A 13,922-nucleotide genomic window follows, 5' to 3' on the forward strand; every position below is an offset into this window, starting at 1 on the left:
CCGCGCGCGGTGCGCAGCCATGGCCAAGGCGCGCCGACCGGTAACCGCGACTCAGCGTCCGGGGTTCGGCGCTGATTCCAACTCTCGCAACACCTCATCGATGCGCCGCATGACATGAGACCGCCAGCCGCCGTCCATGATCGTCCGCGCCTTCTGCTGCAGCGGATGGTTCGGATCGAATCCCGTGTGTTCCAAGAACAATCGGGTGCCCTTGCCCTCGGGCTCCAGCGTCCAGGTGATCGTCCAATCCGCGCGGTGCTCGGCATTCGGGTCGGCATCGCGCCAGGAAACACGCAGCATCCGCTCCACTTCGAAGGCCAGCACCTCGGCCGCGATCACACCGGAAAAGCCAGTTGCCGGAACGGCTTTCGCATCGAGGGTGTAGCGGTGCCCGACCTCGAGCCGAAAGTCGGACGGCATGAACCACCGCGCGAGCAACTCCGGTTCGGTCAGCGCGCGCCACACCTTCGCCGGGGGGTGCGCGAGGAATTCGTCGACGTGAATGGCAGTCGGATCGTCGGTCATTCGTACTCCTCTTCCATGGTGTCCAGCAGTTCACGCAGCCCGGTCAACTTCTCGCGCCAGAACCGCTCGAACGGGTGCAACCATTCCTGGATCTCGTGCAGCGGGGCAGCCTCGAGCCGATACAGCCGTTGTCGCCCAACCTTGTTCTCGCTGACCAATTCGGCTTCCCGCAGCACCCGCAGATGTTCGGAGAAGCTCGGCCGCGCCATCTCGAAGTGCGCGGCCAGATCGGTCACCGGCTTGGGTCCACCGTCGCGCAGCAGCCGCAATACCTCGCGCCGAACCGGACTGGCCAGCGCCGCGAAGACCCGAGCCTCGGGCGCCTCGACCGGCATCGCCGTCACCGGCCCGCGGCGGCCGGGACAAAGCGGTTGCCGTCGGGATCGGTCGGCGTGGTTTGGCGGCGCACGGTATCGACCTCGGCATGGTTGATGTTCACGTCTCGAACTATAGGTAGGAAAAATCCTACGCGTCAAGAAATATCGAATCGGGACCGATCGGTCGGTTACTATGCGCGTAGTATGTGTTCATGGGGTTCGAGTGGCCGGACTGGGCGTTCGCGCATCTGATCGGCATCGGACCCCGGGAGGTACGCCAAGTCCTCGAAGGCGCTCGGCGCTGGCCGCGGATCGCCGATGACGGGCGCGTGACGGTGTTGTCGGTCTGGGGTCGCACGGGTACCGGGCGGCCGCTGATCGTGGCGACGCGCCAACAGGACCAGTGGACCTGGCTGATCATCGGCGCCCGGGAAATGCGCGCTGACGAACTGAAAATGTTCGAGGAGTGGGAACAGGAGAACCGGTGATGAGCGAGAAGGATTTCCCGTCCACCCCGGACGAACTGGCGGCGTTCATGGATCGACTGACCTTCAGTGACGAACCGGTCCCGCCGGAAAAGGCGCCGCCGCCACTCGCCCCCGGTGACGACATCGTGGTGACCAGTTCGATTCGCATGCCGCTGGAACTGCACACCCGGGTGAAGCAGCTCGCCGACAGCCGTGGCATCGGCATGTCGACGCTGATCCGGGAGTGGATGGAGGCGGCCATCGCCGAACTCGATGGCGATCAGCTCATTTCGCGCGCCGATGCGGTCCGCGCGCTGTCGCGACTGCATCCGATTCACCGCGCGAGCTGACCGCGGTAGTCAGATCACGAGATCCCAACCGGATGGTGGCCTGCCGCCGCCGGAGTTGCGTCCAGCGCGCCGTCGGACACCGCGGCAGTTGCGAGCCGCGCCGCGGCCAGCCGCGCCAGCGCGGCCTCGGTGAAGACCGACAACCCGAGGTCGGGGTTGTATCCGTGTATTTCCTTCACGTCGAGTTGGGCCAGGAAATACAGGATCTCCCGCGAGAGCACCTGCCCCGGGACCAGCACCGGGAATCCGGGCGGGTAGGGGACGACGAAGGTGGTGGACACCAGGGTCTTCCCCTTGGCGAGCCGTCGCCCGGCGTCGCCGAGCAGGACGTGTTCGCGGTCGGACTCCGCATATCCGGCGTAGAAGGCCGATCGCATGTCGCCGTACGAGCTGGCACCGTCGGGACGAAACACGCTGTCGAACTCGCTGAAGTCGGGCAGCGCCGGCAGATCCTTGGTGATTTCATCGACCCGGCGCTGTTGCAGGGCGCGATCGTCCTTGCCGGCCGCGCTCTGGCCGCGCTCGAAGTCGGTGGCCACCCGACGCAGCACGTCGAGCAGGTAGTGCACACTCGACCAGGTAACGCCGATCGTGAAGATCAATAGCACACTGTTGATCGAGGTCTTGTTGATCTGTATACCGAACCGGTCCATCAGGACCTTCTCACGGAACTCGAACCCGTTCATGCCGGTCTTGCCGATGAACAGGGTGACCCGAGTCGGGTCGAGCACGAACTGATCGGAGCGCCACGCCTCATTCCACTCTGCCAAGCCACCCTGCCGGACCTGTCGGTACGAGCTGACTTCGGAGAGCCGGAACTCGCCGGGCACCAGGTCGGCCTCGTCGAGTATGCGGAACCACTTGCCGATCAGCCGGTCTTTGCGGACGCGATGACGGAAGACCAGCGCCATATCGTAGACGTTGCGGACCAGCTGGAAGCCCTCGATGTCGACCTGCCGACGCGCCAGGTCCAACGATGCCAGGAGTTGCTGGTTCGGCGAGGTCGAGGTGTGGGTCAAGAACGCCTCACCGAACGCCTCTCGCGTGAGAGCTTTGAAATCCTGATCGCGGACATGGATCATCGACGCCTGCCGAAGCGCCGACAGCGACTTGTGGGTGGAATGCGTCGCATACACACGTATCCGCGCGCGCTCGGGGTCGGGAAGCAGCCGGTGGTTGCGCCACTCGGCGCGGTCGACTCCCTGCATCGACGCACGCCACGTGCGGTATTTCTCGGCGTACTCGGGCGAGGACAAGGTCGATTCGAGTTGCTCGGCGGCAACCATCGCGGTTCGTTGCCGAGCCCACGGCACCGCGGTTGCGAACGCGTACCATGCCTCGTCCCACAGGAAGCAGATGTCCGGCTTGATCGCCAGCACCTCCTCCATCACGCGCCGGGGGTTGTAGACGACGCCGTCGAAGGTGCAGTTGGTGAGCAGCAGCATGCGCACGCGGTCCAGTTGTCCGGCCGCCTCGAGGTCCAGCAGCGCCTTCTTGATGGTGTGCAGGGACACGGCTCCATAGATCGCGAACGGCTCGAGCGGATAGGCGTCGAGATACATCGGGTACGCTCCGGCAAGCACCAAGCCGTAATGGTGCGACTTATGGCAATTGCGGTCGATCAGAACAATATCGCCCGGCCGGGTCAGCGCCTGCACGACGATCTTGTTCGCGGTGGATGTTCCGTTGGTGACGAAGTACGTCTGATCGGCACACCATGTCTCGGCGGCTTTGTCCATCGCCGCCCTGATCGTGCCGTGTGGGTCCAGCAGAGAATCCAGCCCGCCGGAGGTGGACGACGTCTCGGCCATGAAGATGTTGCGGCCATAGAATTCGCCCATGTCCTGCAGCGACTTGGAGTTGAAGATGCTGGCGCCACGCGCGACGGGAAGGGCGTGGAATTGGCCGACCGGCGCGGCCGCATAGGCGCGCAGGGCGTCGAAGAACGGTGTGGCGAACCGGCTCCGGACACCGGCGACCACCGTGCTGTACAGGTCGGTGACGTCGTTGAGCCGGTAGAACGTGCGATCGTAGACGTCGAGCTCGTCCTCGGTCTCCGCCGCGATCGACTCGTCGGTGAGTAGATACCGGTCGATATGAGGCCGCAGCTCCCTGATCCACTCGCCACATTCAACCCAGTTCTGGGCGCGATCGGTCACGACCACGTTGTCGTTGGCGCCGAGCAACGTGGTCATCAGCGGCACCCGGTCGCGGGAACGCAACGGCAGGTCATGCCGGATGATCGCGGCCTGAATCTCACCGTTCAACGCGATTGCGGTGATGGCGTCTTCGATGCTCGCCACGACAAGCAACTCGAACTGGACATCGTCCGACGGCTCGCGAAGCGCCCGCAGGCTCTCCGCCAGGCTCTCGGGAGCCTCGGGCGGGGAATCGTCGCCGAGCAGGACGGTGTAGAACTGCTGCTGTTTGGCCCGCGCCACGAGTTCCTGCTCGGCCAACGGCGCGGAGGTGTCGAACACAGCTGCGCGGTCGCCGTACTCGGAGAGCAGGCGCACGGCCAGCGACACTTCCTCGGTGAGCCGCGCCGTTGCGAGATCGGCGACATATCCGCGAAACGCCGCCAGTCTCGCCGCGCCGGGGTACAGCCAGTACCGCTCGTAGGCGCCGAGCCGATCGAGCAGGCGTCGCACCTTGGCGGCTTCGTGGGTGGTGTCCAGCCCCGCACGGTCGACATCGGCGAGCCGACGGCACGCGTCGTCGAGCAGATTCCAAGTATCGATTCGCGAGTACGACGGGTTCGCTACCGCCGCCAGTGCGGAAACACTAAGCCCCTTCGGGCGCTCGCCGTCTCGGTGCATGTCGTCGGTTTCGCTCCTCGATCAGTGACCGAAGCGATATGTCGCAACCCTGGAACATTCATCCCTGCAAATATTGTGCCCCGCTGTCGATCAAATTCCTAGCTATCGCTCAGAACGTCGAGGCGGCGGCTGCTCGGCCTCGCGCTGATGGGTGCGAGGATTGTGGTGATGGCTACCGTCGCGGGCACCACTGCAGGTGCGGTCGCAGGCGTGGTGGTCGCCACGCTGTTCGCGGTGGTGTGGGTGGTCGCACCGTGGCGCTGGCGCGATGGCGGCAACGGCTCGGGCGGTTGATCCGGAGCGAGCCACCGTGCCAGACTGATAGCGGTTGAGAATACAGCCGAGCCCGGGTTCGACGCGGCGGACACCACGCGGGACTCGGCCAGCGGGAGCGCTGAGTAGCACTCGACAGTGTCGCGACGACCGCCGCAGCGTAGTGATACCCCCAAACCGTCGCCCTCCCGCCGATTCGATCCTGCCGCGCAGGACCGGCATCCCCTTTTGGGAGGTTTGACATGTCAGCCGTTCTTCAGCACCGATCAAACGGTCAGCACCCGGCCGGCGAACGACCACGCAATCGCTTCTGGGCACAACGGGTCGACCGCCGTAAGCAGTGTGTGGTGGTGCGGGCAGAGGGCGAATTGGACGCGGCGGCGCTCCCGGAATTCCGTGCGATGCTCGAACGCGCCGTGGCGACTCGATGCCATGCGGTGGTCCTCGATCTGCGTGCCACCAAATTCCTCAGCATCCGGGTCGCGGCCACCATCGGCGCGATCAAACAGCACGCCGCGCACGGCGGCCCCGATGTGCGAATCGTCTCGGGTCGGCGGGAGATCGACCGGGTGCTCGCCATTACCGGAGTGCGCGCCGTATGCTGCGAATTCCCATCGATGCGCGCCGCGCTGGACACATGATGAGGCCTTAAGTCCCTGCTCGAGCCGATATCCGAGTAACGGGCATGATCACAATCCATACTTGCGCTGTGACGGAGAGTGGATCGATTCCGCCTGAGGACGCGCGTGCGTTGGATCGGGTCATCGGCATGGGAAAACCGCAGAGTGTCGGGACGTTCCGATTCTGGTTCGCGGATCAGCGCTGGGAGTGGTCGGACGAGGTCGCACTGTTGCACGGATACCAGCCCGGGACCGTGGTGCCGACCACCGAACTGTTACTCGAGCACAAACATCCCGAGGACCGCGCGCAGGTCGCCGACACTCTGGCCAGGTCCATCGAGAACGCCCAACCGTTCTCGAGCCGCCACCGGATCATCGATACAGAGGGCCAGGTGCACCACGTCATCGTCGTCGCGGATCAGATGAGCGACGAGACGGATACGGTGATCGGCACCAGCGGGTACTACATCGATGTCACCGACGCACTCGACGAGCGGCAGCAGGAGACCCTCGACGACGCCCTGCCCGAGCTGTATGCCGCGCGCGCGGTGATCGAGCAGGCGAAAGGCGCGTTGATGCTGGTCTACGGCATCAACGCCGAGCAGGCGTTCCGGGTGCTGAGCTGGCGCTCCCAGGAGACCAACAGCAAGCTGCGGGCACTGGCCACCCGGTTGATCACCGATCTCGCCACGCTGACCGATTCGATGGCGGAACTGCGCACACGGTTCGACCATCTGCTGTTGACTGCGCATGAACGGATCGAGGCCGACTGAGTCGAATCCGCACCGGTCGCGAGGTTTCGATGGTGACCGGCCGGGTAAGTCGCGAATGGCCCCCGACTCGAAGGCAGGTTCGGCGTCGGCTCGGAGGAAAGAGGTGGTGATGGGCATGGGGGAGTGGAGTTCCCGGTCCGCGGCAGAGAAGACGACAACGATCGGGGTGCGCATCCCCGCCGAGTTGGAGCAGCTGACCATGTTGCGGGCGCTCGCCGAAACCGTGGCGCTCATCGCGGATTTCGCGATCGACGAAGTCGTCGATATCCGGCTCGCACTGGACGAGGTGGCCACATCGTTGATTCTGGAGGCGACGCCGGGCTCCACCCTGGACTGCGATTTCACCTATAACGACCACGAGATGTTCGTGCGTGTCGCCTCGGTCGCGGTGTCGGAGAAGGTGGTGGGGCAGGCCGGATTCGGCTGGCATATCGTTCGTACGCTGACCCAGTCGATCGCGGCGGCGCAGGAGCCGTTCGACAGCGGAGCCTCCGGCTATCCGACTGTTGTGGACTTCAGCTGGGTGCGAGGTAGTGATGGCGGCTGACTCGAGAGCGCACCGCGACAGCTATGACAATATCGAACCGCTCTTCGAAAAGATCGCCGCCATCGACCTGGGCGACCATCGTCGAAAACTATTGCGCGAGGAGCTGATCGGCCGGTGCCTGCCGCTGGCAGAACATATCGCGCGTAAATTCTCCGGCCGCGGGGAGAACTTCGACGATCTGATCCAGGTGGCCCGATTGGGTCTGGTGCAGGCTGTCGACCGCTTCGATGTTACGCGCGGTTCCTCGTTCCTGTCATTCGCTGTGCCGACCATCATGGGCGAGGTGCGCAGGCATTTTCGGGACAACACCTGGGCGGTGCGGGTGCCGCGGCGCACCAAGGAGATCCAGCTCAGCATCGGTCCTACCATCGAGGCGTTATCCCAGCGGCTCGGCCGGTTGCCCAGGGCCCGCGAGATCGCCGCGGCACTGGATGTGGATCTGGTCGAGGTGACCCAAGCGCTGATCGCGGGCAATGCCTATCAGTCGAGTTCGATCGACGCGGTGGCTGGCGATGACACCGAGAACGCGCCGCAGGCGTTGCTGGACAGCCTCGGTGCCGATGAGCCCAGCTACCAGTTTGTGGAGGATTATCTGGCAGTCCGGCCGCTGATCGAGGAGCTGCCCGACCGGGAACGCGACGTGCTGGTCATGCGCTTTTTCGAATCCAAGACCCAGTCGCAGATCGCCGAACAGCTGGGAGTTTCGCAGATGCATGTCTCCCGCATACTGTCCAGAACGCTCGGCAAGTTGCGCGAGGCCGCGATGCGCGACTGAGCGGTGGGGGAATGCATTGTCGCGCAATGTGTTTCATAGTGATCGGATCAACTGTTTGCCCGCCGTTACGCGCGGGTACGCGAATAGGAACCGGACTATTGATGCCGACGCGCAAGGAGGTCGTCATGAACGATCAGCGACGACCGGGCACCCGAGATCCGTACGCCGGACCGGGGGCCTCGAGGTCGCTGAAGAAACCGCCGGAATCGGTCGTGGGCGGCGATGGCCCGCGGCAGCCCGGCCGCATCCTCGTCACCCGCAATCATGAAGTGATCCGGCGGTGGGCCGAGCAGCGCGGTGCCCGCCCGGCCACCATGCCAGGTAGTGAATACGACGGTCGCCTCGGCGTCTTGCGCTTCGATTTCCCCGGATACGGCGGGGCGGTGTTGCGCGCGGTGGGCTGGGACGAATGGTTCGCCACCTTCGACGCGCGGCGGCTGACATTCCGCTATCAGGAGCGTCGGGCCGACGGGGCGCCGAGCAACTTCAACCGGCTGGAACAGTCCCATCGGGACGAATGGTGACATGGGCCTAAATGTGTCGCATATCACGTTCAATTTGCACAAATCGGGTCTTCATGGACAGGGTGGAGTAGCCGGACGCTAACCGACTGCCCGTGATCTGCCGTTTACCGATTGGTTGATCCGGGTATTCGAGCAGTTGGCAAAGGTGCTCGAAGGCGGACTTTCGCGTCGGTTCTGGGTACGCGAGTCTCCGCGTCGCGTCGCGTCCGCGTGGCTGCAAGGGATGAGGGCTTGACCGCAAACCTGATGATCGTTGACGACGACGAAGTGGTACGTGGCGCACTGCGCACGGCCATGGAAGACGAGGGTTACGACGTTGCCGAGGCACACGAAGCCGAGGACGCGCTGACCTATCTGCGCAGCAATGGTGCGCCGGATGTGATGATCGTCGAACTGATGCTCGGGGATATGGACGGCTTCGACTGCATCCGGGAGATCCGCCGCGAGCACGACGTGCCGATCATCGTGATCAGCTCGCGCGATGACACCCATGATGTGGTGGCCGCGCTGGAGGCCGGTGCCGACGACTATGTCACCAAGCCGTTCGAGATCAAGGAGATCTCCGCACGCATGCGGGCGTTGCGCCGCCGCGCGCGCCTGACGATGGAGCGCGAAACGCCGCGGGAGGCCGTACTGGACGCGCACCCCGACGCACCACTGGTACTGGATCGCGACGGTGGTGCGGTGCGCCGCGGCGAAGACGAAATCCGACTCACCATCACCGAATTCAAATTGCTCTGCGAACTCGCCGAATCGCCGGGGCGCGTGCTCAGCCGCACCGTGCTGCTCGAAAGAGTCTGGGACGACGGCTTTTTCGGCGATGAGCGGATCGTCGATGTCCATATGCGCCGCCTGCGCACCAAAATCGAGCTCGACGCTTCCGAGCCGCGCATCGTGGTGACCGTGCGAGGTCTCGGCTATCGACTGGATCTGCCGCGCTGAGCCTGTGACCCGGCGCGCAGTGGCACCGAAGTATGACGCTGCCTGCGGTTGTGATCTTTTCGTAATACAACCGCAAAGAGTTCGACAGGTTCACCTCAAAGTTGCTTCGTAAGCCTGGATAAGTACTGCAGACCCGACCAGGGAGACGTATGTCACTGCACACCTTGTCCACCACGAGGATCGAACCATCGGTCACCGAATACCCTTCGGCCGTACCGATTTCCGGGCCGCACCCGCAGCCGGTACTGCGCCCGCCGAGAGTGGGTGACGCGGCCCAGATCTGGCGTATCGCCAAGGATTCGCAGGTCCTCGATGCCAATACCAGCTATGCCTACCTGCTGTGGTGTCGTGATTTCGCGAGCACCTCGGTGGTTGCCGAAGTCGGTGGCCGGGTCGTCGGATTCGTGATCGGCTACCTGCGTCCGCAGGCGCCGGAGACGGTCTTCGTGTGGCAGGTCGCGGTCGAGCACGAACAGCGGGGTCACGGCCTCGGCGCCGCACTGCTGGACGCACTGCTCGACACCGCCGCCGGCGCCGGTGTCTCGACATTGGAGACCACGATCGCACCGGACAATCCGGCCTCGATCGCGATGTTCGCCTCGGTGGCGCGTCGGCGGTCGGCACGGATGACCAAGCAACCCTTATTCGATTCCGAATTCTTCCCGGACAGCCACGCTGCCGAAGACCTCTATTTGATCGCCCCTACCGCCCGAAAGCAGGAGGATCGACGTTGATTACCGCCGAGACGACCATTTTCGAGGAGCTCGAATCCAATGTCCGCGGCTATTGCCGCGCCTGGCCGACGGTGTTTACCACCGCGTCCGGCAGCTGGTTGCGCGCCGAGGACGGGAAAGAGTACCTCGATTTCTTCGCCGGAGCGGGGGCGTTGAACTACGGCCACAACAATCCGGTACTCAAGCAGCCCCTGCTGGACTACATAGCCGGTGACGGGATCACCCACGGCCTCGATATGTCGACCGTGGCCAAGCGCCGACTGCTGGAAACCCTGCGCGATACCGTCTTCGCGCCGCGCGGCCTGGAATACAAGGTCCAGTTCCCCGGCCCGACCGGCGCGAATGCCGTCGAGGCCGCGCTGAAGTTGGCCCGCAAGGTTACCGGTCGCGAGACGATCATCAGCTTCACCAACGCCTTCCACGGCATGTCCCTGGGTGCGCTGTCAGTGACCGGCAATGCCGCCAAGCGGGCGGGTGCCGGTGTGCCGCTGGTCCATGCCGCGCATATGCCATATGACGGTTACTTCGACAACACCACCGCCGACTTCCAGTGGATGGAGCGGGTGCTCGACGACACCTCGTCCGGTTTCGACCGGCCCGCGGCGGTGATCGTGGAGACAGTGCAGGGCGAGGGCGGTGTGAACATCGCACGCCCGGAGTGGCTGCGGCATTTGTCCGAATTGTGCACCGCGCGCGGCATTTTGCTGATAGTCGACGATGTGCAGATGGGCTGCGGCCGAACCGGGCCGTTCTTCTCCTTCGAGATCGCCGGCATCACCCCCGATATCGTGACGCTCTCGAAGTCCATCGGCGGCTACGGTTTGCCGCTGGCCCTGGTGCTGTTCAAGCCGGAGCTCGATGTCTGGGCCCCGGGTGAGCACAACGGCACCTTCCGCGGTAACAACCCCGCCTTCATCACCGCGCAGGCCGCGCTAGAGCACTTCTGGTCCGACGGCGCCCTGCAGGCCTCGACCGAGGCGAAGGGACAGCGGATCGGCGCGGCCCTGACCCAGGCGGCCGAGTACTTCCACGGCATCTCGACGCGTGGCCGCGGACTGGTGCACGGAGTGGTATTCGACGATCCCTCCCAGGCCGGCAAGGTGTGCCAGGTGGCCTTCGAACACGGGCTGCTGGTAGAGACCTCCGGTTCGCTGGACGAAGTGGTGAAGTTGCTGCCGCCATTGACGGTCACCGACGAGGAGGTCGAGCATGGATTGCGGGTGCTGACCGGCGCGATCGGCACCGTCTGCGGACAGGAGCGTTGAGATGATCGTGCGCAGCACCGCGGAGATCACCGGCACCGAACGCGATGTCGCGGGACAGGGTTGGCGCAGTAAGCGCATCGTGCTCGGCGGCGACGGCGTCGGATTCTCCTTCCACGAGACCAGCATCGAGGCCGGGACCGTGCACGAGTTCCACTACCGCTATCACGTGGAAGCGGTGTGGCTCATCGAAGGTGAAGGGACACTGACCGATCTGGACCACGGCGTCAGCTACGAGTTGGCACCGGGCTCGATGTATCTGCTCGACGGACATGAACGCCACCGCTTGGAGGTGCGCACTGCTATGCGGATGATGTGCGTGTTCAACCCGCCGGTCACCGGGCAGGAGGTCCACGACAGCGACGGCGTCTACCCGCTCGTCGCGGCCCAGATAAGCGGATAGGAGGCGCAATGACGTTGGTGCAGACCGACGATCGCTACCCGACTCGGCTTGTCACGGCGGGTGAGCACCTGGAGCGAACCGATCCCACGGTGTGGGGCGCGGTCGATTCCGAGGAGCTGGCCTCCTTCGATGCCAATGGTTTCGGGATCGTCGAAGAGCTGCTGACACCCGCCGAGGTAGCCGAGTTCAGTGCCGAGATCGACCGCCTCGCTGGTGATCCGGCGCTGCGGGGTGATGACCGGGTGATCGTGGAGAAGGCGTCGAACCGGGTGCGTTCGGTCTTCGAGGTGCATCGGCTCAGCGGCGCGATCGCCGAGCTGGTGCGCGAATCCAGGGTGGCCGGATTGGCCAGGCAGGTGCTCGGCTCGGACGTCTACATCCATCAGAGCCGGGTGAACTACATGCCCGGCTTCCGCGGCACCGGCTTCTACTGGCATTCGGATTTCGAGACCTGGCATGCCGAGGACGGTATGCCCGCACCGCGCGCGGTCAGCCTGTCCATCGCGCTGACCAACAACTACCCGATCAACGGCAGCCTCATGGTGATGCCGGGCTCGCACCGCACCTTCGTGCCGTGCACCGGCAGCACGCCGGCCGAGCATTACCGGGAGTCGTTGCAGGAGCAGGAGATCGGCGTACCGACGCACACGGATATCAATGCGCTGGCGAACCGGTACGGCATCACCCAGTTCACCGGCAGTGCCGGTTCGGCCCTGCTGTTCGATTCGAACATCATGCACGGTTCGTCGAACAACATCACGCCGTTCCCACGGTCGAACATCTTCCTGGTGTTCAACAGCGTGGAGAATGCGCTGGTGGAGCCGTTCGCGGCCCCGGCCCCGCGACCGACGTATATCGCGAGCCGGGACTTCACGCCGGTGTAGTCCGCTTGCGACCCGACCGGTCTCGGGCGCCTTACCCGAGACCGGTTGCGTGCATAGGCATTCGGTTGCATGGACTGCGAATATGCAGCGGGTGTCAGCCGTAGATGTCCAGTGTGACGGTGAGCGTGGCCAGTCGCGTAGCGAGTCCGAGATCGCGGGCGCGACACTGGATGTCGGTGCGGTCGTCGGCGGGCAGCTTCGCCCACAGCTCGCCGAGACGGACCTGGGTAGCGGCATCGGTCACGGCGAGGATCCGTAGCAGTGTCGACCACAACCGCCCCTCGGTCGCGATGCCGGGGATCGCGGTCAGGGTCGATTCGGGCAATTCCAGTAGGTTCGTGCCGATTCGGCGTTGGATCTCGGCATCGGTGCGCTCGACGAGATCGAGCAGACCGCGCCAGCGTATGGGATCGGTCTGGTCCGCGAGCGCGGCGACCAGCGCCGCCATTACCGCCGGATCCGCGGTGATCGGGTTGGCCGCCAGGGTGTCCAGCGCCGATCGGCTCAGGTAGGCGGTGAAGCGGAGCATGTCATTGATCGCACTGTGCTCGATGAAGGTGGTGACGAGTTCGGCAATGGCTTCGGGCGAGCCGATATCGAGCAGAATGTCGCCGAGCGCCTCGATGACATCCTCGTCGCAGCGGGCGAAGACCGACACCGCCGCCAAGCGCAGTGCGGTGGAACCGGCGAGGACGGTATCGAGGATATGCGGTATCCGATCCAGCGGCCCGGATAGTAGTTGACGCACGATCGCGCTGATATTCGGGCCGGAATAGGCATAGGCCGCCGAGAGGATCAGGCCTTCGTCGTCGGGCACACCCGCCTCGATAGCGTCTACGAGGCGCGTTGTGGCGTAGCCGAGGAACGGCCCGGCGGTCACATAGTCTTTGCGCCGCATCAGTTCGTTGGCGACCTGAACGACCGGTTCCGGCGGCGCGACCTCGGCGAGTCGGCCGACGGTGTGCGGGTCGATATACGGCGCGCAATCGGCGGCATATTTCGGATCCAGCATCCGGAGGGCGTCCGCGGCCCGCTTGGGATGTTCGATGCCGACCGCACCCGCGGCGCGTCCGCCCATCATCGGCGGCACCACTCGCTGTACCAGCGGTATCGAAATGCGCAGCGGGATGATCGGCATCAGCTTGCTGAGCCGCGTGAAGGTCGCGGTGTGGTCGTCGAAGATCACGCGCGCCATGCGCTGTTGCAGTTCGTGCAGTTGGTCGGCGCCGAGTCTGTCCAAGTGCGCCAGGCGTTCGACGGGAACATCCAGTGTGCGGGCCAGCAGGACCAGCTGTGCCCTGGTCACCAGGTCCGTCATCAGCCGAGCCGATTCCCGAACACGACCTTCTTGGCGGCGGTGCTCAGCGGCCATGGCAGCGCACCGACCAATCTGTCGACTGCCTCGCCGAGTCCGGCTTTCTCGGCCCTGCGGGCGTCGCGGAACATGATCAGCAATTCGGCGGATTCCGCATCGGAAAGTTGGTCGAGGGCCGCGACGGTGCCGCCCAGTTCGTATTCGAGATCTGCTCTGGCGGTCATATTCGCTCCCGGTTCCCCAGTCCTCGCGCCATGACGTGCACGAAGCACCTCTAGTTCACATTGTGCAGCGCCACGTGGCCTACATGTTCTGGTTCGCCAGTAGCCCGCCATCCGGCAATCTCGGGGCAAATGCCGGGCTCTTGACCCGCCTGAGCGGCCACTGGAGGC

At 64.7% G+C, this 13,922-nt stretch carries 18 protein-coding genes; 13 read left to right on the top strand and 5 right to left on the bottom strand.

Annotation, left to right across the window (positions count from 1 at the left end; genetic code table 11):
- Positions 1–51: 51 nt before the first annotated feature.
- Together AB0L58_RS14345 and AB0L58_RS14350 are read right to left on the bottom strand one after the other, a co-directional pair.
- Positions 52–525: an SRPBCC domain-containing protein gene (locus AB0L58_RS14345; protein ID WP_364386425.1), complete on the bottom strand. Its 474-nt coding sequence runs from the start codon at positions 523–525 to the stop codon at positions 52–54.
- Positions 522–860 (bottom strand): metalloregulator ArsR/SmtB family transcription factor, encoded by a 339-nt coding sequence (locus tag AB0L58_RS14350; protein ID WP_364386427.1) that lies wholly within the window; start codon positions 858–860, stop codon positions 522–524. The genes AB0L58_RS14345 and AB0L58_RS14350 overlap by 4 nt, the downstream gene beginning before the upstream one ends.
- 194 nt (positions 861–1,054) lie before the next feature.
- Between AB0L58_RS14350 and AB0L58_RS14355 the strand changes: the two genes are divergently transcribed.
- Positions 1,055–1,330 carry a hypothetical protein gene (locus AB0L58_RS14355; protein ID WP_364386429.1) on the top strand — a complete coding sequence of 92 codons (276 nt, stop codon included), beginning with the start codon at positions 1,055–1,057 and terminating at the stop codon, positions 1,328–1,330.
- Complete coding sequence (locus tag AB0L58_RS14360) at positions 1,330–1,659, top strand: hypothetical protein (RefSeq protein ID WP_364386431.1); 330 nt, start codon at positions 1,330–1,332, stop codon at positions 1,657–1,659. The genes AB0L58_RS14355 and AB0L58_RS14360 overlap by 1 nt, the downstream gene beginning before the upstream one ends.
- 14 nt (positions 1,660–1,673) lie before the next feature.
- Here AB0L58_RS14360 and AB0L58_RS14365 read toward each other — a convergent pair whose 3' ends face one another.
- The gene (locus AB0L58_RS14365) at positions 1,674–4,478 is read right to left on the bottom strand and encodes an aminotransferase class I/II-fold pyridoxal phosphate-dependent enzyme (RefSeq protein ID WP_364386433.1); all 2,805 of its coding nucleotides are present in this window, start codon (positions 4,476–4,478) and stop codon (positions 1,674–1,676) included.
- A gap of 168 nt (positions 4,479–4,646) precedes the next feature.
- On the opposite strand from AB0L58_RS14365, the gene AB0L58_RS14370 reads away from it, so the two are divergent.
- The 11 genes from AB0L58_RS14370 to thpD all read left to right on the top strand — a co-directional run bounded on the left by AB0L58_RS14370 (position 4,647) and on the right by thpD (position 12,215).
- On the top strand, positions 4,647–4,772 hold the full coding sequence (locus AB0L58_RS14370; RefSeq protein ID WP_364386435.1) for a hypothetical protein: 126 nt from the start codon (positions 4,647–4,649) through the stop codon (positions 4,770–4,772).
- A 221-nt stretch (positions 4,773–4,993) separates the two neighbouring features.
- On the top strand, positions 4,994–5,392 hold the full coding sequence (locus tag AB0L58_RS14375; protein ID WP_364386437.1) for an STAS domain-containing protein: 399 nt from the start codon (positions 4,994–4,996) through the stop codon (positions 5,390–5,392).
- A 128-nt stretch (positions 5,393–5,520) separates the two neighbouring features.
- Positions 5,521–6,144: a PAS and ANTAR domain-containing protein gene (locus AB0L58_RS14380; RefSeq protein ID WP_364386685.1), complete on the top strand. Its 624-nt coding sequence runs from the start codon at positions 5,521–5,523 to the stop codon at positions 6,142–6,144.
- A 109-nt stretch (positions 6,145–6,253) separates the two neighbouring features.
- Positions 6,254–6,691 (top strand): anti-sigma factor, encoded by a 438-nt coding sequence (locus AB0L58_RS14385; RefSeq protein ID WP_364386439.1) that lies wholly within the window; start codon positions 6,254–6,256, stop codon positions 6,689–6,691.
- Positions 6,681–7,466: an RNA polymerase sigma factor SigF gene (locus tag AB0L58_RS14390; protein ID WP_364386441.1), complete on the top strand. Its 786-nt coding sequence runs from the start codon at positions 6,681–6,683 to the stop codon at positions 7,464–7,466. The genes AB0L58_RS14385 and AB0L58_RS14390 overlap by 11 nt, the downstream gene beginning before the upstream one ends.
- A gap of 125 nt (positions 7,467–7,591) precedes the next feature.
- A complete protein-coding gene (locus AB0L58_RS14395; RefSeq protein ID WP_364386443.1) occupies positions 7,592–7,990 on the top strand; it encodes a hypothetical protein in 399 nt (132 codons plus the stop codon).
- A 231-nt stretch (positions 7,991–8,221) separates the two neighbouring features.
- The gene (locus tag AB0L58_RS14400; protein ID WP_364386445.1) at positions 8,222–8,932 is read left to right on the top strand and encodes a response regulator transcription factor; all 711 of its coding nucleotides are present in this window, start codon (positions 8,222–8,224) and stop codon (positions 8,930–8,932) included.
- A gap of 149 nt (positions 8,933–9,081) precedes the next feature.
- Complete coding sequence (ectA, locus tag AB0L58_RS14405; protein ID WP_364386447.1) at positions 9,082–9,666, top strand: diaminobutyrate acetyltransferase; 585 nt, start codon at positions 9,082–9,084, stop codon at positions 9,664–9,666.
- Entirely contained in the window at positions 9,663–10,931 is a 1,269-nt protein-coding gene (gene ectB / locus AB0L58_RS14410) for a diaminobutyrate--2-oxoglutarate transaminase (protein WP_364386449.1), read from the top strand. Before ectA ends, ectB begins: the two co-directional genes overlap by 4 nt.
- 1 nt (position 10,932) lies before the next feature.
- Positions 10,933–11,331, top strand: coding sequence for an ectoine synthase (locus tag AB0L58_RS14415; protein ID WP_364386451.1), 399 nt, complete (start codon positions 10,933–10,935; stop codon positions 11,329–11,331).
- Between the two features lie 8 nt (positions 11,332–11,339).
- A complete protein-coding gene (thpD, locus tag AB0L58_RS14420) occupies positions 11,340–12,215 on the top strand; it encodes an ectoine hydroxylase (RefSeq protein WP_364386453.1) in 876 nt (291 codons plus the stop codon).
- A gap of 94 nt (positions 12,216–12,309) precedes the next feature.
- On the opposite strand, the gene AB0L58_RS14425 is transcribed toward thpD, so the two are convergent.
- Together AB0L58_RS14425 and AB0L58_RS14430 are read right to left on the bottom strand one after the other, a co-directional pair.
- Entirely contained in the window at positions 12,310–13,533 is a 1,224-nt protein-coding gene (locus AB0L58_RS14425) for a hypothetical protein (protein WP_364386455.1), read from the bottom strand.
- On the bottom strand, positions 13,533–13,754 hold the full coding sequence (locus AB0L58_RS14430; protein WP_364386457.1) for a hypothetical protein: 222 nt from the start codon (positions 13,752–13,754) through the stop codon (positions 13,533–13,535). Before AB0L58_RS14430 ends, AB0L58_RS14425 begins: the two co-directional genes overlap by 1 nt.
- Between the last annotated feature and the right edge of the window lie 168 nt (positions 13,755–13,922).

The sequence above is a fragment of the Nocardia sp. NPDC052112 genome (assembly GCF_040680135.1).
Taxonomy (GTDB): Bacteria; Actinomycetota; Actinomycetes; order Mycobacteriales; family Mycobacteriaceae; genus Nocardia.